The following is a 19627-nucleotide window of genomic DNA, read 5'->3' on the forward strand; positions in this document are numbered from 1 at the left end:
CGTTCCATGGCCGACCCCGGCCCGTACCTTTACCGTGCCGCTTCCGACACCCCGTACTTCAGCGCCGACGGCGAGTCCTACCTCGCCCGCACCCCGTTACGCGACATCCGCAAGTCCCGGCCGCTGCGCGTGCTGTCCGACGAGGACTACGCCCACTGGCAGACTTACGGCTACGTGGTGGTCAGGGAAGCGATACCCGCGGAAGCCGCCGCCCTGCTGCTCGACTTCGCCTGGGACTTCCAGGGCCTGGACCCCGACCGCCCCGAGACCTGGTACGAGGACCGCGAGTTCCGCTCCGACCTCGACCGCGACCTGCACGTCTACGGCTTCGTCGAGGCGTACCAGCACCAGTTGATCTGGGACAGCCGCCAGACCCGCCGCGTCTACGACGCCTTCGCCGACGTCTGGGACTGCGACGAGCTGTGGGTGACGCTCGACCGGCTGAACCTCAACCCGCCCAACGTCGGCAACCGCAGCCGCACCCTCATCGAGCCCACCGACACCGGCTTCGACATCGAGCTGCACTGGGACGTCGACACCACCCTCGCCGTCCTCCCGCAGCGCGTGCAGGGCATCATCGCGCTCAACGACACCCGCCCCGACCACGGCGGCTTCCAGTGCGCGCCCGAGCTGTTCCGCGACTTCGAGAAGTGGAAGCTCGCCCAGCCCGCGGACCGCGACCCGATCCGGCCGAACACCGACCGTGCCGAGTTCCCCGTCGTACGCCCGGAACTGGCCGCCGGCGACCTGCTCATCTGGAACGGGCTGCTGGCCCACGGCGTCGCCGCGAACGCCTCGGAAAGCGGCGTACGCGCCGTGCAGTACCTCGCGATGATGCCCGCCCTGGAGGAGCACGAGCGGCTGCGCCGCTCGCGCGTCGAATCCTGGCGCACCCTGAGCACCCCCGACTGGAACGCCACCCTGCTCGGCGACTCCCGGCGGCACGAGTCCGAGCGGTACGGACCGGCCGCGCTGACCGGCCTCGGCCGCAAGCTCCTCGGGCTCGACTCCTGGCACGGGCCGGCGCCCGACGCCGCGCCCGGCGGGACCGCCGAGGGCCGGGCCGGGGCGGAGCCGGAGCGGACGGGGGAACCGTGGCACGCATCTGCCTGACGCTGCCCACGAACCGCGCCTGCGCGGCCACCATCGCCGCCGTCCACGAGGAAGCCGTCCACGCCGCCGCCCACTTCGGCGCCGAGGTGCACTTCCTGATCCTCGACTCGGCCGCCGACCGCGACCGCGCGGGCCACGCCGCCGCGGTCGCGGGGCTGCCGCGCGTGCCCGGGGTCGTCGTCCACCACCTCGGCGAGGCCGAGCAGCGTACCTTCCTCGCCGCCGTGCTCCGCCGCGCCCGGGTCGCGGGCGCGGAGAAGCTGCTGCGCCTGCTGCTGCCCGACGCCGTGTCGTACGGCGCCTGCACCGACCGCGCGTTCCTCCTCGCCGCCGCCCTCGGCTGCCGCTCGGTGCACCGCCGGGACTCCGACAGCCGCTACCAGACCGCCGGCGGCCGGCCCGTCTTCCCCGTCCACCACGAACTCGCCACCCTCGGCCTGCCCGCCGCCGACGCGGCCCGGCGGGTCGACACCGACGCGCTGAACCCGCAGCACGCCCACAAGCCGGTCTCGCTCGTCGGCGCCTCCTTCGTCGGCGAGATGTCCGTCGACATCGCCGAGATCCACGACCTCGACCCCGCCGTCTACCACGACGTCGTCAGCCTCTGGGCGCCGCCGCACTGGCCGGAGGAGCACAAGCGGGCGCTGGTCGAGGAGTCCTTCAAGGGGGCGGGCACCGAGGCGTTCGGCGGCGACCACGCCGTCCTCGGCGCCGTCGACCCGATGCGCGTCGACATGTGCAACGTCGCCTTCCACCGCGGCGTGTACGAGGCCGTACCGCTGCCGCCCGCCACCGACACGATCGGCAGCGACTACTTCCTCCTCCACCTCGTCCACGACGCCACCCTGCCCGGCGTCCTGCACAACCGGCACATCGTCAACTACCACACCGACGAGCGGAAGACCGGCGCCGGCTTCACCGCCTACCAGATGCGGTTCGCCAAGTTCCTGCTGTCGATGCGCTACTTCAACGTCGTCTACGACGAACTGGCCGCCGCCGGTGCCGCGCTCCTCGACGACCGGCACCGCCCGCGCGCCGCCGCCGTCGGCGAACTGGTCGCGCGCAGCGCCCGGCTCGACCGCGACGAGAACGTCATGCGGCTGACGGCCCTGGAGATCGCGTACCGCAAACTCGGCGGCAGATACGCGGAGTTCGCGGGCGTGCTGGCCGCCCGCGCCCCGGACCTGCCGGCGGAGGCGGCCCGCGACATGGCCGACTTCGCGCTGCTGATCGCCGCGTGGGAGCCGCTGGTACGGGCGAGCGCGGCGACGGACGTGCCGGGGACCGCCCGGTGACCGCGGCGGTACGGCCCCCGCGGCCGGCCCCGCCGGCCCCGCCGGCGCCCCCCGCGACGACCGCCGCCGTGACCGCGCGGCTGCGCGCCGCCCTCGCCGCCGCGGACGACGACCGGATCATCTACGACCTGCCCGGCATCGAGGAGCGCTACGACGAACTGCGGCGCCGGCTGCCCGGCGTCGACATCAGGTTCGCGATGAAGGCCTGCCCCGTCGACGAGGTGCTGGCCCGGCTCGCGCAGAAGGGCGCCGGGTTCGACGCCGCCAGCCCCGGCGAGGTCGCGCAGGCGCTCGGCGCCGGCGCGCCCGCGGCCCGTATCCACTACGGCAACACCGTCAAGTCCGACCGCGGCATCCTCGCCGCGCACCGCCTCGGCGTCCGCGACTTCGCCACCGACAGCCCCGAGGACGTGCTGGCCATCGCCGCACTCGCCCCCGGCGCGCGGGTGTTCTGCCGGCTGGCCACCACCGGCGAGGGCGCGCTGTGGGGGCTCAGCCGGAAGTTCGGCTGCACGCCCGAGGAGGCGGTGCGGGTGCTCGCCGGGGCGCGGGCCGCGGGGCTCACCCCGGCCGGTCTTTCCGTGCACGTCGGCTCGCAGCAGATGACGGCCGCGGCGTGGCGCCGCGCCTTCGACACCTTCGCGGACGTGCTGGCGGCCCTGGCCCGGCGCGGCATCCACCTCGACCACGTCAACCTCGGCGGCGGCCTGCCCGCGCTCGGCTACCGCGACCTGCGCGGCCGGCCGCTGGTGCCGGAGCTGGACGAGACGTTCGCGGCGATCCGCGCCGGCATGGCGCGGCTGCGCGCCGCGGCCCGCGACCCGCTGCGCTTCGTCGTCGAGCCGGGCCGGCACCTGGTCGCCGACCACGGCGCGATCCGGGCGCACGTCGCGAGGCTCTCCTCGCGCCGGCACCCGGACGGCGGGCGGGGCTACTGGCTCTTCCTGAGCTGCGGCAAGTTCAACGGCCTGTACGAGGTGGACCAGTTGCAGTACCCGCTGGTGTTCCCCTCCCACGGCGCCGCCGCGGAGCTGGTGCCGGCGGTCGTCGCCGGACCCACCTGCGACAGCGACGACGTCGTGGCGGAGGGCCGCGTACCGGTGCAGGTGCCCAGGGCGGCCGCGTCCGGGGATCCGGTGTGGATCCTCTCCAGCGGCGCGTACGCCGTCAGTTACATGACCCGGGGGTTCAACGGTTATGGCCCGCTACCGCACACCTGCCTGCGCGCCGGCTGACGTGCGCATCCGGCACATCACCGCGCACGACTGGGGCGCCATCGCCGCGCTGGAGGACCGCGCGTACGCCGGCCGGGCGCTCGCCGAGGGCCGCGCGGCCCTGGAGTCCCGCGGCCGGGCCTCGCCCGGCACCTGCTTCGTGCTGGACGCCGACGGCGCCCCCGAGGGCTACCTACTGGCGCTGCCGTACCCGGCGTTCCGCTGCCCGGAGCTGCGCGGCGCGGAGGAGTCCCGGCACGCGACCGACAACCTGCACCTGCACGACATCGTCGTGGCCGAGCACCTGCGCGGCGCCGGGCTCGCGGGGCGCCTGCTCGCCCGGCTCACCGCCACCGCCCGCGCCCGGCGGTTCCGCCGGATCTCCCTCGTCGCCGTCGCCGGCACCGCGGCGTTCTGGACCCGCCGCGGCTACCGTCCGCACTACGACGTGGCACCCCCGGCCGGCTACGGCCCGTGGGCGGTCTACATGTCCAGGGAAGCGGGCCGATGACGATGCCGCGGATACCCGACGACTTCCGCCGCGCCCAGGTGGCCATCGCGGCACTCTTCTGCTTCCTCGGCTTCCAGTACGTCACCTGGGTGTCCCGGCTGCCGCGGGTCAAGGACGAGCTGGATCTGACGGCGACCGAGCTGGGGCTGCTGCTCATGGCCTGCGGCGCGGGCGCGGCGGTGTCCTTCCCGCTGGTCGCCCACCTCATGAAGGCGATGGGCGCCAAGCGGCTCGCGTTCGCCTCGGCCGGCGCCCTGCTGCTGTTCCTGCCCGCGTTCGCCGCCGCGCCCGACTACCCCGTCGCGCTGGTCGTCGTCGCGGCCGACGGCGTCGCGGTCGGCTGTCTGAACGTGGCGATGAACGCGCAGGGCGCCGCGCTGGAGGAGATCTACGAGCGCGCCGCGATGGCGAAGATGCACGCCACCTTCAGTGCCGGGTCGCTGGCCGCCGCGCTGCTGGCGTCCGCCGTGCAGACCGCGACCCAGGAGATGGCCGCGCACTTCGCGGTGGCCGCGGTGCTGCTCCTCGCGCTGCTCGCCGTCGCCCGCACCGGGCTGCCCGCCGAGGACGGCTTCCGGCAGCCGGAGAAGGAGCGCCGCCGGTGGCGGCTGCCGTCGCGCGTCACGCTGTGGATGGGGTGCGCGATGGCCTTCGGCACCATCACCGAGGGCGCCATGAACGACTGGTCGACGCTCTACCTGGAGGACGTCGCCGACGCGGCGCCGGAGATCGCGCCGCTGGGCATCGCGGTGGTCTCCGTGATGATGGTCGTCGCCCGCCTCTTCGCCGACGGCTGGCGCACCCGCTGGGGCGACGGCCCCGTGGTCAGGCTCGGCAGCGCGCTGGCGGGCACGGGCCTCGCCGTCGCGGTGCTCGCGGGCGGGGTGGTGCCGGCGCTCCTCGGGTTCGCGTGCGTCGGTCTTGGCGTCGCGGCCGTGACGCCGTGCGTGTACGTCGCGGCGGCCCGGGAGGGCCCGGACGCGCTGTCCCTGGTGGCGTCGATGGGCACCACGGGGCTGCTGGGCGGGCCCGCGGCGATCGGCTTCATCGCGGGCGCGGCCGGGCTGGCGTGGGGCATGGGCGCCGTCGCCGCGTCCGCACTGCTCGTATCGGTGTGTACGACGCGGATACGCTGGCCTGCGCTGAGCAACGCCTGAGCGTCCTTGGGCGCGAACGCAGCGGCGCGGAGAGGCTGTTCGAAACGGGGGGAGACGGCGATGGCGGAGCACACGCAAGCCCGGCCGCCGGAGCGGGACGGGGGCGCACCCGGGGAAGCGGCCGGGGCTGCTGGGGCCGCGGCTGCGGCCGCGGTTGAGAGCGGCGCCGACGCGGCCGGAGGCGCGGCCCCGGACGGCTCCGGGGCGGCGGTGCGGGGCGCGGACGCGCCCGGCGGTGCCTTCGCGGGCGTACGGGTCACGCCCGGCGCCGCCGCGCCGCCGGGGCTGCCCGCCGGCGCGCGGGTCTGGGCGTTCGACGCCGGGCCAGGCGCCGAGCCGGACCTGTCGGCGCTCGACGACGCCGAGCGGCGGCGGCACGCGAGCTTCCTGCGCCGGGCCGACCGGATCCGCTACGGCGTGGCCCACGCCGCGCTGCGCCGGCTGCTGGGCGAGATGACCGGCACCGCGCCCGCGGCGCTCCGCTTCGGCCGGCGCGCCTGCCCCCGGTGCGGCGGGCCGCACGGCCGGCCGGTGCTCGAACGGCCCGCGGGCGGCCCGGAGTTCTCCCTCTCGCACGGCGGTGAGCTGGTGCTCGTCGCCGTCGCGCCCGGCCGGGTGGGCGTCGACGTGGAGCCGGTCAGGGCCGTTCCGCCCGAGCCGAGCCTGGTGGAGCGGCTGCACCCGGCGGAGCGCGCGGTGGTCCTGACGGCGCCCGAGGCGCTGCGCTCGGCCGCGTTCACGCGGCTGTGGACGCGCAAGGAGGCGTACCTCAAAGGGCTCGGCGTGGGCCTCGGCCGCGCCCTCGACGCGGACGACGTCTCCACCGCCGTGCCGGGCTGGCACCTGGTCGATCTGGTGCCGGGGAACGGCCACGCGGGGGCGCTGGCCGTGGAGTCCGCGGGGGTCGTGGACACCGTCGGGGAAATCCGCGAACGCGGCGCCGCATTACCCTGATCCGGTGACGTCCGGCGCCGCCAGGGCTCATTCCGGTTCGGCTCTGCGGCCCCGTTCCGTGCCGAAAGCGGCGCCGAGTCCGAATTCCGGCATGTTGATATAGCGGGCCTCATAGGAACCCGGCCGCACGTGGTACAGCTCGTGCCAGATGCCGACGTCCCCGCCGCTGCCGACGGCGCGGTTGAACCACTTCCAGTACGACCTGTGCCGGTGTTCCTGCGATGTCGAGAACTCCTCGATGTGTGCAGCCGACCGCCAGTACTGCACGACCGTGATCGTACGTCCCCTGCGGCTCATTCTGCTGCCCAGCAGCCCGAGTTCCGGATCCTCGCCGAGTTCCACCAGCAGTTTCGGCATCGCGGTGAACGCCGGCCACCATTTGTGCATCTTCCAGAGGTAATTGATCCGCATGCCCACCAGGAAGAGGACGAATCCGTGGCCGGTGTCGACATTCACCCTGCCCTGCTCTATCCGCGCCATGTCGTCCGGGTCCTTTCCGCGGGGCGTCACGCTCGCCGAGCCGGTCGCCGTCATCGTAGAGCGTCCTCCCCCGTCGGCAACATCGCCTGCACAGGGGGCACTTCAGGTGCCCAAAAGGGCAACATCCGCCGTTGCCCCCCGAGTACGGACATATCCGGCAAATATTTTGCGGGAAAAGAATGGTTCAGACCAACGGATTGCATGTACGATGACGCTCGCTCGAACGCAAAACCGAACGTGCGATGGCCTCCGGTCACCGCCCGACTACTGTTCGTCACACTCTGGACACGGCACCACATAACCCTCGCTGCACGGCCTGAAGTTCACCTTGCACCGAACGGACAGGTACTTATGTGGAAGGCGGCACGCGTGGAGATTCCGGTGGACTCCGCGCAACGGCCGGGACGAAACGGCAACGAACTCGACGAAGGCGCAGCGCCCTTGCCCGCGCGGGTGGGCAAGGTTACCGGCAAGTTGTTCACAGAAACCCCCAAGGCGGGTGCGAGCAGCACGCATTCCCTGCTGAATGTGGGATTCCGCGACGTCGGCGACCCCGGCAGGACGCGCTCGCTCGACGTACACGCCTTGCTGTTCGACATGGACGGCACCCTGGTGGAATCCGCGGCCGCAATGGACCGCCACACCCGCATGTGGGCGAGGCGCCATTCCCTCGACCCCGAGAAGGTCATCCGCGCCTCCCACGGGCGCCGCGACATCGACGTCATCCGCGAACTGGCCCCGCACGCCGACCCGCACGCCGAGCTGGCCTGGTTCGACCACCTGTCCTGCACCGACGCCGCCGGCGTCCGCGCCGCACCCGGTGCCCCGCGGCTGCTCGACGCCCTGCCCCCGCGCCGCTGGGGGCTGGTGACCTCCGCGACCCGGAACGTCGCCCGCAGCCGGATGGCGGCGGCCGGACTGCCGCTGCCGGACGTCCTGGTCTGCGCCGAGGACGTCGCCGCCGGCAAGCCCAGCCCCGAGGGGTACGTGACCGCCGCCGCCCGCGTCGGCGCACCCCCGTCGTACTGCCTCGTGATCGAGGACGCCGACGTCGGCCTGCGCGCCGCCCGGGCCGCGGGCATGCCCGCGCTCGCGGTCGCGGGACCGCCGGGCCCCGTCCACGGCCACCGGATCGCGGGCCTCGGCGCCCTCTCCGTCACCGCCGACTGACCCACCACCCAGCCGTACGCGCCGCCCCCGTGCCGACGGGGCCGCGGTCACGGCTGCCGTTCTCACGCCACGCGAAGGGGAGGCGGAGATGGATCTCAGAACCGCACTGCTGCTGCCGGGCCAGGGCGCCTACCGGCCCGGCGCGTTCGCCGGGCCGGTGAGCGCCCCGGTCGCCGACCTGCTGGCCGTCGTCGACGGAGTCGCCGCCGAGTTCGGCCACGCCCCGGTCTCGCCGCTGCTCACCGACGCCGGTACCGACGCCGCGGACGGCCGCCGGCTCGCCGAGACCGACCCGTTCGCGCTCCAGCTCGCGATCTACGCGGCGGCGCTCGTGTACGCCCGCGAGGTCGACCTGCGCGCGCCCGCCGACGTCGTACTCGGCCACAGCATGGGCGAGATGGCCGCCGCCGCCCACGCCGGCTGCTTCACCGCCGCCGACGGCGCCCGCATCGCCGCCCACCGCGCCCGCGCCCTGGAGCACACCGCCGCCGGCACCGGCGGCATGCTCGCGCTCACCCTGCCGGCCCGCCGCGCCACCGCGCTGCTCGCCGCCGCGGAGCTGCCGGGCGCCCGGCTCGCCGTCGTCAACGCGCCGCGGCACGTCGTCGTCTCGGGACCCGGGGCCGCCCTCGGCCGCCTCGCCGCGCTCGCCGACGTCCTCGGCGTAAGGGCCGTCCGGCTCACCGCGCCGTACCCGTTCCACAACCCGCTGCTGGCCACTGCCCAGGCCGAGTTCGCGGCGGCGATCGAGGGCATCCCCGAACGCCCGGCGCAGCGCCGCCTGTACTCGCCGGCCCTCGGCGGGCTCGTCACGGACGACACCGACGTCAAGGCGTCGCTGGTCGCGCAGGTGACCAGGCCGGTCGACTTCCTCGCCGCGCTGCGCGAGTTGCAGACGTACGGGCTGGAGTCGGTGGTGGAGTGCGGTCGCGCGGGGCTGGGGGAGCTGGTGCGGCAGGCGGTGGGCTACGACGCGCAGACCGCGGACCGGTGGCTCGCGACGGGTACGGGGGAGGACCCGGCGGTGGCGCCGGGCCGGGAGCCCGGCACCGGGGCGGTGGCACCGGCCGGGGTGCCGGCCGGGGTGCCGGCCGTGCCTGCGGCGGGGGCCCCGGCGGCCGCCGTGCCCGGCCCCGCCACCGTGCGGGCGACGGAGTCCGCCGCGTCCGGCCCGGCGCCGGACCCGGCCGCCCTTCCCGTACCCCCTTCCAGGGCTGTGCCACCCGGTCCTGCCGCGAACGAGCCCGGCCCCGCACCCGTGCCCGGTACCGCCGTGCCCGCCCCTGTACCGGCGAAGGCGCCCGCGGCAGGCGGTGGCGTGCTGGCCGCACTTCAGCAGGTCTACGCCGACCGGCTCGGGTACCCCGTCGAGGCCATGGACCCCGACGCCGACCTCGAAGGCGACCTCGGCATCGACTCGCTCAAGCGCATGGAGGTGCTGAGCACGCTGATCGACCGCTTCGGCCTGCACCACGTGGCCGACGACACCCGCTTCGCCCTCCAGTCCACCCTCGGCGGCCTCGCCCGCCTCATCGACGAGACCGGCCGCACCACGGCCCCGACCGCCGCGACCGCCGTACGGGCCGATGGCTGACGGCACCGAGGGCGGCGCTCCCCGCCCGCCGCGCTACCGCGTCGAGGCCGCCGCCACCGACCGCGCCACCGCCGAAGCCGCCGCGGCCGAGCTGCGGGCGCGCGGCCTGGACGCCGCCGTACGCACCGCGGGCTCGCTGCCGTCGCTCGCGGCCGGGGGACCCGCCGACCCCGGGGCGATCGTCGCCGTCGGCATGGGCCTGGCCGTGCCGGGCGCCGGCTCGCCCGACGAGCTGTGGGACCTGCTGCGCGACCGCGTACCGCAGTTCAGCGAGCCAGGGGACCGCATGGACATCGACGCGCTGTGGTCCGCGGACCCGGCCGCGCCGGACAAGACGTACACCCGCACCTCCGGCTTCATCCACGACATGCGCCCCCACCCCCGGCTGCGCGCCGAACTCGCCGCCGGCCGCGCCGCGCAGCGCGAGCCGAGCGGCCGGTGGCTGCGGCACAGCGTCCTCCAGGCGCTCGACGGGGTGCGTCTTGACGCCGGTACGCGCACCTTCGCCGCCGTCGGCATGACCGCGGACGGCGGCCACGCCGCCGAGCACAGCCTCCTGCGGCACGGCGCCCGGCTGCTGGCCGGGCCGGCGGCCGCCGACCCGGAACCGCTGGCCGCGCTCTACCCGGCCGGCTCGAACGACCTCGCCGACACCGCGCCCTACCGCGTCGTGCGCGACGCGCTGGCCGGCATCGCGGACCCGGTGGAGACCGTCGTCGTCGACACGGCCTGCTCCTCGTCCCTCTACAGCTTCGACTTCGGCATGCGCGCGCTGCGCGAGGGCCGCGCGGACGTCGCGCTCTGCGGCGGCGCGTACTCCGTCAACGCCCAGACCATGGTGCTGTTCGCGAAGCTCGACGGGCTGGCCGGGGGCGACCGCGTGCGGTCGCTGGACCGCGGCGCGGACGGCGTGCTGTTCTCGGACGGTGCCGCGGTCGTGGCGCTCAAGACGTACGCGCGCGCCCTCGCGGACGGCGATCCCGTCCTCGGCTTCGTCCGCGGCTTCGGCGGCTCGTCCGACGGGCGCGGCAAGGCGGTGTACGCGCCGAACCCCGCCGGGCAGCGGATCGCCCTCGAACGGGCCTGGGCGGCGGCCGGCGTCGGCCCGGAGGACGTCGACTGGATCGTCGCCCACGCGACCGGCACCGCCGCCGGCGACCAGGCGGAGCTGCGGGCGCTGGCCGCCGCGGCGCCCGGCAGGCGGTGGACGCTGACGTCGAACAAGTCGCTGATCGGCCACACCGGTTGGGCGGCGGGCGCGGTCAACGTCATCCACGCGCTGCTCGCGCTCCGCCACGAGGCGATCCCCGGGCAGCACCTTTACACCGAACCGGTCGCCGACGATGTCACCGTTCCCGTACGGACCCTGTCCTGGCGGCCGTCGCCGGACGGCCGGGCCCGTACGGCGGGAGTGTCGGCGATGGGCTTCGGCGGCACGAACGCGCACGTCGTCGTCAGCGACCGCCCGGGACCGGCCGCCCCCGCGGCCGCGGACCCGGCGCCGGTCGTGGTCGTGGCGACGACGGCCCTGGAGCCGCCGTCGCCGGGTCCCGTCTTCGGCGCGTCGTTCGCCACGCCGGCGCCGCTCGAAGTGCGGCTGCCGCCCGCGGTGCTGGAGCGGCTGGACCGCAGCCAGCTCATGGCGCTGCGGTGCGCGCTGGACCTGCGGCCCGGGTGGGACGACGACCCGGAACTCCTCGCCCGTACGGGGGTGTTCGTCGGCCACAGCGGTCAGGTGCGGCAGGCGCTGGCGTGCACGCTGCGGGCGTACCTGGACGACATCGAGGCGCGGGCCGAGGGGGACGTGTCCGCGCTGACGGCGGGCGTACGGGCGCTGGCGCCCGAGAGCAACAGCGACTCCCTGCCGGGGCTGATGCCCAACATCATCGCCTCCCGCGTGGCCCAGCTTCTCGACCTGCACGGCCCGAACATGACCCTGGACGCCGGACCGGACTCCTCCCACGCGGCCCTGGCGGCGGCCTGCCGCCACCTCGCGACGGGCGAGCTCTCCGCGGCGGTGGTGATCGGCACGACCGCGGCCGCGGAACTGGTGACGCCCCCGGCGGGCGGGATCACGACGGAGACGGCGGCAGCGGCGGTCCTGATGCCCCGGCAGGAGGCGGAGGCGCGGGGCCTGCGGGTGCTCGGGGAGCTGCGGGTCTCGCCGCCCGCGGGCGTGGGAGCGGACACGGCCGCGGCGGGGGAGCCGACGGCGGCCGGCGGGCCCGGTGTTCCTCACGGCCCGGTCGGGGGTGCGGCCCCGGACGCGGCGGACGCGGCGCCGTACTTCCACGCCGCCGAAGGGCTCGTCGCCCTGCACCGCGCCGTGCGCGCGAACGACGCGGCGGCGGAGCTGACCCCGGCCGCGCCCGGCACCCCCGCGCTCACCTACGCACCGGAGTCGCCCGCGGCCCCGGACCGGCTCGGCGACCTGCGCCCGTACGTCCTGCGCCTGAAGCGCCTGGACCGCCCCGAGGTACGCCCCGCGCTGCCCGCGCTCCCGCCGGGCACCCTGGTGCTGACGAACGCCCCGGCGGCGCCGGCCGGTCTCGAACTGCCGCCGGGCTGCGTCGTCGCGGCGCCGCGCGCGGCGCAGGCGGGGCCGGCGCCGGACGTGCACGTACTCGACGCCCCGGAGGACCTGGCCGGCATCCTGACGGGCCGCGAACTCCGCCACGTACGCGTCCTCTTCGACACGAGGCACCGCCAGGGCACCCCCCGGCCCGCGGGCCCGCCGGACGCCCTCCCCACCGCCTCCCTCGAACTGCACGAACTGGCCTTCGCCGCCGCCCACCTCCTCGCCGAACCCCTCGGCGACCGCGGGTCCTTCGCCGTGCTCGTCCTCGACCCCGGCGATCCCGCGCCCGCCCCCGCCACCGGGCTCTTCACCGGGCTCGTACGGGCGCTCGGCGCCGATCTCCCCGGCGGGCTCGTCTACGGCGTCGTCACCGACGCCCCTGATCTGCCCGCCGGGCTCGGCCTGCTGAGCCGGGAGTCCGCCGTCGAGCGGCATCTCGCCGTCGCCCACCACCGCCGCGGCGTACGGGCCGAAGCCGTGCTCGCGCCCGTCGGCGACCGGCCCGCCGCGGCCCGGCTGCCGCGGGCGCCCGTCGTCGTCGCCACCGGCGGCGGGCGGGGCATCACCGCAGAACTCGTGGACCAGCTCGCGGGGCTGTCCCGGCCCGCCGCGATCTGGCTGCTCGGTTCAGGACCCGCCCCCGGCCCCGCGGACGCCGCAGCACCCCCCGCCGACCGGCCCGCCGCCCTGCGGCGGTTGATGGCCGAGCACCCCGGCGCCAAGCTCGCCGACCTGAACCGCCGCTACAACCGCGCGCTGCAAGCCGCCGAGCGCGGCCGCACCCTCCGCCGGCTCGCCGCCCGCTACGGCGCCGACCGCGTGCACTACCGGCAGTGCGACGTGCTCGACCCCGGTGCGCTGCGGGCCGTGGCCGCCGAGATCGCCGCGGCCGGAGGCGCCGACGTCGTCGTGCACGGCGCCGGTGTCGAGCGGGCCACGGCGCTGCGGCGCAAGACGCCCGCGGAGTTCCGGGCCGTACGGGATGTGAAGGTGCGCGGCTGGCTGAACCTCCGCGCCGCCTTCGCCGCCCACGACCCCGCGCTGTGGCTGGCGATCAGCTCGGTCACCACCGTCGTGGCCCGGCCCGGCGAGGCCGACTACATCTCCGCCAACGAGTTCCTCACCCACGCCGCCGCCCACGGCCGCGCCACCTCCGGCGCCGACGTGCACGCCCTGGTCTCCGGCCTGTGGACCGAGAGCGGGATGGTGACGCACACCCAGGTCCAGGACGCGTACCTCGCCCGCGAGGACAACTTCACCCACCTCGACGACGCCCTCGGCCGCCGCTACTTCCGCACCGAACTCCTGCACCGCAGAAGCGACCCCCGCACCTCGGTGTGGCTCGGGGAGACCGAGTGGCGCATGCTCGCCGCCGCGGCGCCGGAGCTGCGCGCCGCCGGCACGTGGCCGCCGGCCCCCGGCGGGGCCTTCGTCCGCGGTCCCGGCGCGCCCGCCGAAGGCGGCGGCAGGGTCTGGGAGGTACGGCTCGGGCTGGACGACCACGGGTACGTGCGCGACCACCGGGTGGACGAACGGCCCACCCTGCCGGGGACGTTCATCATGGAGATCGCCGCCGAGGCCGCCGCCGCGGTCGGAGCCGGGCGGCCGGTGGCCATCGTGGACGCGCTGTTCGTGCGGTTCGTGCGCGCGGCGGAGGAGCAGTGGCCGCGGCGGCTGGTGGTCACCGCGCGGGCGGAGACGGCAGGACGCGTCCGGGTGGTCGTCGCCGGACCGCCCAGGGGGCCCATCCCGGCGCAGGAGTACAGCCGGATGACGGTCCTCCTCGACGGCTCGTACGGTCCCCGGCCCGACCCCGGGCCCGCCGCGGACGGCCTCGTCCCCGCCCGCGACGCCTACGCGCTCGCCGCCTCCCCGGTCCTGCTCCGCGGCATGTTCGACTCGCTCCGCGAGCTTCGTACGGGACCCGCCGGCGGCTCCGCGCGGCTGCACCTGCCGCCTCCCGGACACCTCGGCCCGCTACGGGACTTCCTCCTCCCCGCGCTGGCCATGGACAGCCTCCTCCGCGCCACCGCCGCTACCGCTGATTCCGCCGAGGACGCCGCCCACACGCCCGTCCCCGTGCCCGTCCGCATCGACCGGTTCGACCTCTTCGCCCCCGGCAACGACGCCGCGCTCGCCGAGGCCCCCGCCCCGGTCGACCTGCGCCACCGCACCGCCGCCGACGGCACGGTGGCCCGCTGCGAGGCGGTCGGCGACGGGGGCCGGGTGCTGTTCGCGTTCACCGGGCTCGCGACCCGCGACAAACGGGTCGCGGCGACGCTCGCCACCCGCCCCGCGGAGCCGGGGCGGACCCCGGGCCCGCCGCACCCGTCCCGTACCGCCACCGCCGGAAGGAGCGCCCGATGACCGCCCTGTACGACGTCGCCGCCCACGTCGCGCCCGTGTCGGTGCCCCTCGCCAACCTCGCCCCCCGCCTCGGCGTCGGCGACCGCGATCTCGCCCTGTTCCACCGCTACTTCGGCCTCCGCGACGTCCGCATGTCGCCCGGCGCGGGGCTGCGCGAGATGACGGTGGCCGCCGCCCGCGAGCTGACCGCGCTCGCGGGCAACGAGCACCGCGTGTCCTACGTCGTCAGCGCCCGCACGATCCCCATCGGCTCCCGCGCCTCGCAGAACCCCGTGCACGACGCCGCCGACGAACTCGGCCTCGGGCACGCCGCCGTCTTCACCGTCACCCAGCAGGCGTGCTCCTCAGGACTCGCCGCCGTGGACCTCGCCGGGCGGCTCCTCGCCGAGGACGGCGACCCCGACGCGCTGGCGCTCGTCGTCGCGGGGGAGAAGGCCGACTGGCCCACCGCGCAGCTCATCCCGGGCACCACCGTGATGGGTGAGTCGTCGGCGGCCTGCCTGGTGTCGGCGGGCGGCGGCGGCGACGTGCTGCGCAGCTACGTCACCCGTACCTTCGGCGAATACCACGACGTGAAGCTTCCGCCGCCGCGCGGCGAGGAGTTCGAGCGGCGCTACGCGGAGCGGCTGACGACCGTGATCCGCGAGGCGGTCGCCGCGGCCGGGATCCGGCTGGAGGACCTGGCGTGGATCCTGCCGCACAACGTCAACCGCATCTCCTGGGCCAAGGCCGCGCAACTGCTGGACTTCCCGCGCTCGCGCATCTGCCTGGACAACGTCGCCGCGCTCGGGCACTGCTTCGGCGCCGACTCCTTCATCAACTACGTGACCCTGCGCGACGCCGGCCGGCTCCGCCAGGGCGACTGCTACCTGATGGCCGCGGTGGGGCTCGGCGCCACCTTCGCGGCCGCGGTGTTCCGCCACTGACGGCGGGCGCACTGCCACGCACACCGCCACGAACGCCAAGAGACGGGGACGACATGACGGCCGACGACTTCATGAGCGGCGTCCGGCGCGCCTGCACCGGCGACCCGGCCGCACCGCTCGTACTGCTCGGCAACATCGAGGTCGAACGCGACTGGGCGCGCGGCGAGCCCGGCGTGCCGGCCGTCGGCGGCGACGCGCCCTCCGCGGTCGTCGCCCGCATGGACGAGTTCGCTCTGCTGCTCGGCGGCGCGGGCGACCACGTTGTCCTCAAGTCCGCGCCCGACCCCGGCTATCTGGACTATCTGCGCGGCCTGGGCCTCGACCTGCCGCACGTCCAGGTCACCGACCGGTGCAGGACCGCCGTGCCCGTCACCGAGGAGGCGCTGGACTCGCCCGGCCTGCTCGCCCGGCTGCGCGCGCTCGGCGCCGCCCGGCTCCTCCCGCACGGGATGTCCGCCGCCGAGGCGGAGCTGTGCCGGCGCGCCGGGCTCGCCGCCGCGCTGCCCGCCGCGGCGCTCGCCAAGCGGGTCAACAGCAAGATCTACAGCCGGCGGGTCACCGCCGAGCTGGGCGTGCCGCTCGCCGAGGGCTGGGAGTGCGAGTCGGTCGCGGAGTTCGAGGCCGTGGCGGAGAAGGCCGCGGCCCGGATCGCGGACGGCGCCGTCGTCGGGGTCAAGGACGCGTACGGCGTCTCCGGCAAGGGCATCGTCGTGGCCGACCGGGCGCGGCGGCTGGAGCAGGTGGTGCGGATGGTGCGGCGGCGCGCGGAACGTACCGGGGACGACCGGCTCGCCGTCGTCGTGGAGGTGTGGGCCGACAAGGCCGCCGACCTCAACTACCACCTCACCGTGGGCCGGGACGGCTCCGTGCGCTTCGACTTCGTCAAGGAGGCGCTGACGGCCGGCGGCGTCCACAAGGGCCACCGCTTCCCCGCCCGGCTCACCCCGGAGCAGCACGCCGCCGTGCGGGAGACCGCGGCGCTCCTCGGCGGGCGGCTCGCCGCCGACGGCTACCACGGCCCCGTGGGCGTCGACGCCCTCGTACGGACCGACGGCTCGCTGCTGCCCGTGCTGGAGATCAACGCCCGGAACAACATGTCCACGTACCAGACCCGGCTGCACGAGCAGTGCGTGCCCGCGGACGCGGTCGTCCTCGCCCGGCAGTACGACGTGCGGCTGCCCGCGCCCGTCCCGTTCGACCGGCTCGCCGCCGCCCTCGGCCCGCTGCTCTTCGACCGCGCCGCCGGGCGCGGCGCCCTCCCCGACAACCACGCGACCGTCAACGCCGCCTTCGCCGGCCCGGAAGCGCCCCCCGCCGCCCCGGCGGACGGCCGCTTCTACTTCCTGCTCGCCGCCCCCGGCCAGGCGGCGGCCGACGCCCTGGATGCCGAAGTGGCCGCGCGCCTGACCGAGTTCGGAGACGTACGATGACCGACGCCAGCCCCGCCACCCACTGCCAGGGCCTCGCGCTCACCGACCTGGCCGCCGAGTTCGGCACGCCGCTCTACCTCTACGACGCCGACCTGCTGCGCACCCAGTACAACGGCCTGCGGGAGCGGCTGCACCCGGCTCTGCGCCTCTTCTACTCCCTCAAGGCCAACCCCAACCTCGCCGTCACCCGCACCATGCGCGAGCTGGGCGCGGGCCTCGAACTGTCGTCGCTGGCCGAGCTGGCCACCGCGCAGCGCGCCGGCGCCACCGGCGCGGAGATGCTCTTCCTCGGCCCCGGCAAGAGCCGCGACGAGATCGCCGCCTGCCTCAAGGCAGGCGCCCGGCTGATCGCCGAGTCGCTGCCCGAACTGGCCGTCATCGACGAGGAGGCCCGCCACCGCGGCACCACCGCCGAGGTGCTGCTGCGCGTCAACCCGGCGTTCGAGCTGAAGGGCGGCGGGCTGACGATGGGCGGCAAGCCGCGGCAGTTCGGCATCGACGAGGAAGCGCTCGACGCGCTCGCCCCGGCCGACCTGCGGCGGTACGGGAACGTCCGGGTGACCGGCGTGCACGCGTACATGGGCACCCGCATCCTCGCCGCCGCCGCGATCGTGGAGAACACCCGGCGCATCCTGGAGCTGGCGGAACGGCTCGCCGGGCGGCTCGGGTTCGTCCTCGGCACGGTCGACGTCGGCGGCGGCCTCGGTGTGGCGTACCACGCGGCGGAGAGCGACCTCGACGCCGGCGAGCTGACCGCGGGCCTCACCCCCGTCGTCGCCGCCTTCCACGCCGCGCACCCGGACACCCGGCTGGTGATGGAGCTGGGCCGCTACCTCGCCGCGCCCGCCGGGACGTACCTCACCCGCGTCCGCTACACCAAGGAGTCGCGCGGCGAGCGCTTCGCCGTCTGCGACGGCGGCACCAACCACCACATGGCCGCCGTCGGCATCGGCTCGCCCTTCCGCCGCAACTTCCCCATGCACCGCGTCGGCGGCGGCGGACCCCTCGTTCCGTGGAACGTCACCGGGCCGCTGTGCACCCCCAACGACACCCTCGGCAAGGCCGTCGACCTGCCCGCAGACCTGGCGCCCGGCGACCTCGTCGCCGTCGCCCGCTCCGGCGCGTACGGGCCGAGCGCGTCGCCTGTGCTGTTCCTCAGCCACGGCCACCCCGCAGAGGTGCTGGTCGCCGGCGGGCGCGCGCGTCTCGTACGGCGCCGCGACACCGTCGACGACCTGCTGGAGCGGCAGTCGGACCCCGCGCCGTAGCCCCCCGCCCCGACCACCGTTTGAAGCACGCGTGCACCACCGTTCCCCCTCAGGAGGCAGAGCATGACCACGCACGTCGACGAGGCCCGGGCCGACCTTGCGGCCACAGTCATCAAGTCGCTGGAGGTCGTGCTGCGCAAGGACCTCGGCGAGGCCACCGCGCAGACGAAGCTCTTCGAGGAGCTGGGCCTGGACTCCACCAGCGTCCTCGAACTCCTCATGACGCTGGAGGACGACCACGGCATCGAGATCGACCCCGAGACCCTGGAGCCCGAGCACCTGGAGACGGTCGGCGCCGTGTGCGCCTTCATCGAGGCGTCCGCGGGACCGGGCGCGGCGGGCTAGTACTACAGGGCTAGATCTTGATCATGGGGTTGGGAGAGACTTCGTCCATGGCAGCGACGCAAGCCCGTGATCAAGATCTCCCGCAAGGCGCGGTAACCCGTGCTGAATTAGCCGTGTGGAAGCGCGAGTTCACTGCGCTGCGCGAGCGGATCAGTCCGCTGTTCTACCGCCCTGAATCCCGCGAGCACGCCCACCAGTACCTGCGTGGGCTCCTTTCGCCGCTCCAGCGGAAGAACGGCTGGACCATTGCCGAGTTCGCTGGCGCCAAGGAACCCAAGGCGCTCCAGCGGTTCTTGAATCTCACCCCCTGGAGCGCGGACCTGCTGCGGGACCTGACCCGCGACTACGCCATGGAACATTTCGCGGACCCCCGGGGCGTGCTCATCGCCGATCCCACCGGATTCGCCAAGAAAGGAGGAAGTCGGCCGGGGTCCAGCGCCAGTACTCCGGCTCCCTCGGGCGTATCGATAACTGCCAGATCGGGACATTCCTGGCCTACGCAAACCGCAGCGGCGACCGCGTCCTGATCGATCGGGAGCTGTATTTGCCGCAGGAGTCCTGGTGCGCTGACTTCGAGCGCCGCCGCGAGGCGGGAATCGATGACGAGGTGGTCTTCCGTACCCGTCCGCAGCAGGTCCAGGCCATGATCGAGCGCGCGGTGGCGGCTGGGGTGCCGTTCTCGTGGTTCACGGCGGACGAGGAGTTCGGTCAGAACCGCGGGCTGCGCAGATTCCTGGAAGAAGGCGGCACCGCGTACTGCATGGCCGTTCCGAAGTCCACCGACATCAACACCGGGGGCGTCACCACCAACCCTGATTGCCCGACCCGCTTGGACGTCCTGGCGGCCGGCTTGCGGCCGGGGGACTTCACGCGCCGCGCCTGCGGTATCGGCGCGAAGGGGTTTCGGACCTACGACTGGGCCGTGATCGCCGGGCGCGAGAGACACCTGTATGTGATCCGGCGCAACATCGACAACGGAGAGATCTCCTACTTCCACTGCCACAACCCGCGCCAGGAATCGCTGTCGGAATTGGTCGCGGTCATCGGACTGCGCTGGCCGGTCGAGGAGTGCTTTGAGGCCGCGAAACAGCAGGCCGGGCTGGACAACTACCAGGTGCGCAAGTACGACGCCTGGTATCGCCACATCACCATGTCCATGCTGGCGTTGGCATTCTTGGCGGCGATGGCGCGGGTCGCGAAAAAAGGGCTCCGCAAGACCGGACGA

Annotated in this window: 14 protein-coding genes and 1 pseudogene; 14 read left to right on the top strand and 1 reads right to left on the bottom strand. The window is 75.0% G+C overall.

What is annotated here, in order from left to right:
* Window positions 1-6 precede the first annotated feature (6 nt).
* The 6 genes from OG946_RS33240 (at window position 7) to OG946_RS33265 (ending at window position 6244) form a co-directional block, all read left to right on the top strand.
* Window positions 7-1113 carry a phytanoyl-CoA dioxygenase family protein gene (locus tag OG946_RS33240; protein ID WP_326799646.1) on the top strand — a complete coding sequence of 369 codons (1107 nt, stop codon included), beginning with the start codon at window positions 7-9 and terminating at the stop codon, window positions 1111-1113.
* Window positions 1095-2408, top strand: coding sequence for a DUF6271 family protein (locus OG946_RS33245; RefSeq protein ID WP_326799647.1), 1314 nt, complete (start codon window positions 1095-1097; stop codon window positions 2406-2408). Before OG946_RS33240 ends, OG946_RS33245 begins: the two co-directional genes overlap by 19 nt.
* 68 nt (window positions 2409-2476) lie before the next feature.
* Window positions 2477-3643 (top strand): type III PLP-dependent enzyme, encoded by a 1167-nt coding sequence (locus OG946_RS33250; protein WP_326799648.1) that lies wholly within the window; start codon window positions 2477-2479, stop codon window positions 3641-3643.
* Window positions 3606-4133: a GNAT family N-acetyltransferase gene (locus OG946_RS33255; protein ID WP_326799649.1), complete on the top strand. Its 528-nt coding sequence runs from the start codon at window positions 3606-3608 to the stop codon at window positions 4131-4133. Before OG946_RS33250 ends, OG946_RS33255 begins: the two co-directional genes overlap by 38 nt.
* 2 nt (window positions 4134-4135) lie before the next feature.
* Window positions 4136-5290: an MFS transporter gene (locus OG946_RS33260; protein WP_326800441.1), complete on the top strand. Its 1155-nt coding sequence runs from the start codon at window positions 4136-4138 to the stop codon at window positions 5288-5290.
* A 60-nt stretch (window positions 5291-5350) separates the two neighbouring features.
* The gene (locus OG946_RS33265) at window positions 5351-6244 is read left to right on the top strand and encodes a 4'-phosphopantetheinyl transferase family protein (protein WP_326799650.1); all 894 of its coding nucleotides are present in this window, start codon (window positions 5351-5353) and stop codon (window positions 6242-6244) included.
* 27 nt (window positions 6245-6271) lie between these two features.
* Here the strand turns inward: OG946_RS33265 and OG946_RS33270 are convergent, their stop codons facing one another.
* Window positions 6272-6778 carry a DUF4188 domain-containing protein gene (locus tag OG946_RS33270; protein ID WP_326799651.1) on the bottom strand — a complete coding sequence of 169 codons (507 nt, stop codon included), beginning with the start codon at window positions 6776-6778 and terminating at the stop codon, window positions 6272-6274.
* Window positions 6779-7252: 474 nt separating this feature from the next.
* Between OG946_RS33270 and OG946_RS33275 the strand changes: the two genes are divergently transcribed.
* The 8 genes and pseudogenes from OG946_RS33275 to OG946_RS33310 all read left to right on the top strand — a co-directional run.
* The gene (locus OG946_RS33275) at window positions 7253-7894 is read left to right on the top strand and encodes an HAD-IA family hydrolase (RefSeq protein ID WP_326799652.1); all 642 of its coding nucleotides are present in this window, start codon (window positions 7253-7255) and stop codon (window positions 7892-7894) included.
* 88 nt (window positions 7895-7982) lie between these two features.
* A complete protein-coding gene (locus tag OG946_RS33280; protein WP_326799653.1) occupies window positions 7983-9488 on the top strand; it encodes an acyltransferase domain-containing protein in 1506 nt (501 codons plus the stop codon).
* Window positions 9481-14433 (top strand): SDR family NAD(P)-dependent oxidoreductase, encoded by a 4953-nt coding sequence (locus tag OG946_RS33285; RefSeq protein ID WP_326799654.1) that lies wholly within the window; start codon window positions 9481-9483, stop codon window positions 14431-14433. Before OG946_RS33280 ends, OG946_RS33285 begins: the two co-directional genes overlap by 8 nt.
* Complete coding sequence (locus tag OG946_RS33290; protein ID WP_326799655.1) at window positions 14430-15359, top strand: 3-oxoacyl-[acyl-carrier-protein] synthase III C-terminal domain-containing protein; 930 nt, start codon at window positions 14430-14432, stop codon at window positions 15357-15359. Before OG946_RS33285 ends, OG946_RS33290 begins: the two co-directional genes overlap by 4 nt.
* Before the next feature lie 53 nt (window positions 15360-15412).
* Entirely contained in the window at window positions 15413-16789 is a 1377-nt protein-coding gene (locus OG946_RS33295; protein WP_326799656.1) for a hypothetical protein, read from the top strand.
* The gene (locus OG946_RS33300; protein ID WP_326799657.1) at window positions 16786-18057 is read left to right on the top strand and encodes a type III PLP-dependent enzyme; all 1272 of its coding nucleotides are present in this window, start codon (window positions 16786-16788) and stop codon (window positions 18055-18057) included. Before OG946_RS33295 ends, OG946_RS33300 begins: the two co-directional genes overlap by 4 nt.
* Before the next feature lie 63 nt (window positions 18058-18120).
* Complete coding sequence (locus tag OG946_RS33305; protein ID WP_326799658.1) at window positions 18121-18402, top strand: acyl carrier protein; 282 nt, start codon at window positions 18121-18123, stop codon at window positions 18400-18402.
* 47 nt (window positions 18403-18449) lie between these two features.
* A pseudogene (locus tag OG946_RS33310) lies at window positions 18450-19609 on the top strand (IS701 family transposase); the annotation flags it as partial.
* Window positions 19610-19627 lie beyond the last annotated feature (18 nt).

It is taken from the genome of Streptomyces sp. NBC_01808 (assembly GCF_035917395.1).
GTDB lineage: Bacteria > Actinomycetota > Actinomycetes > Streptomycetales > Streptomycetaceae > Streptomyces.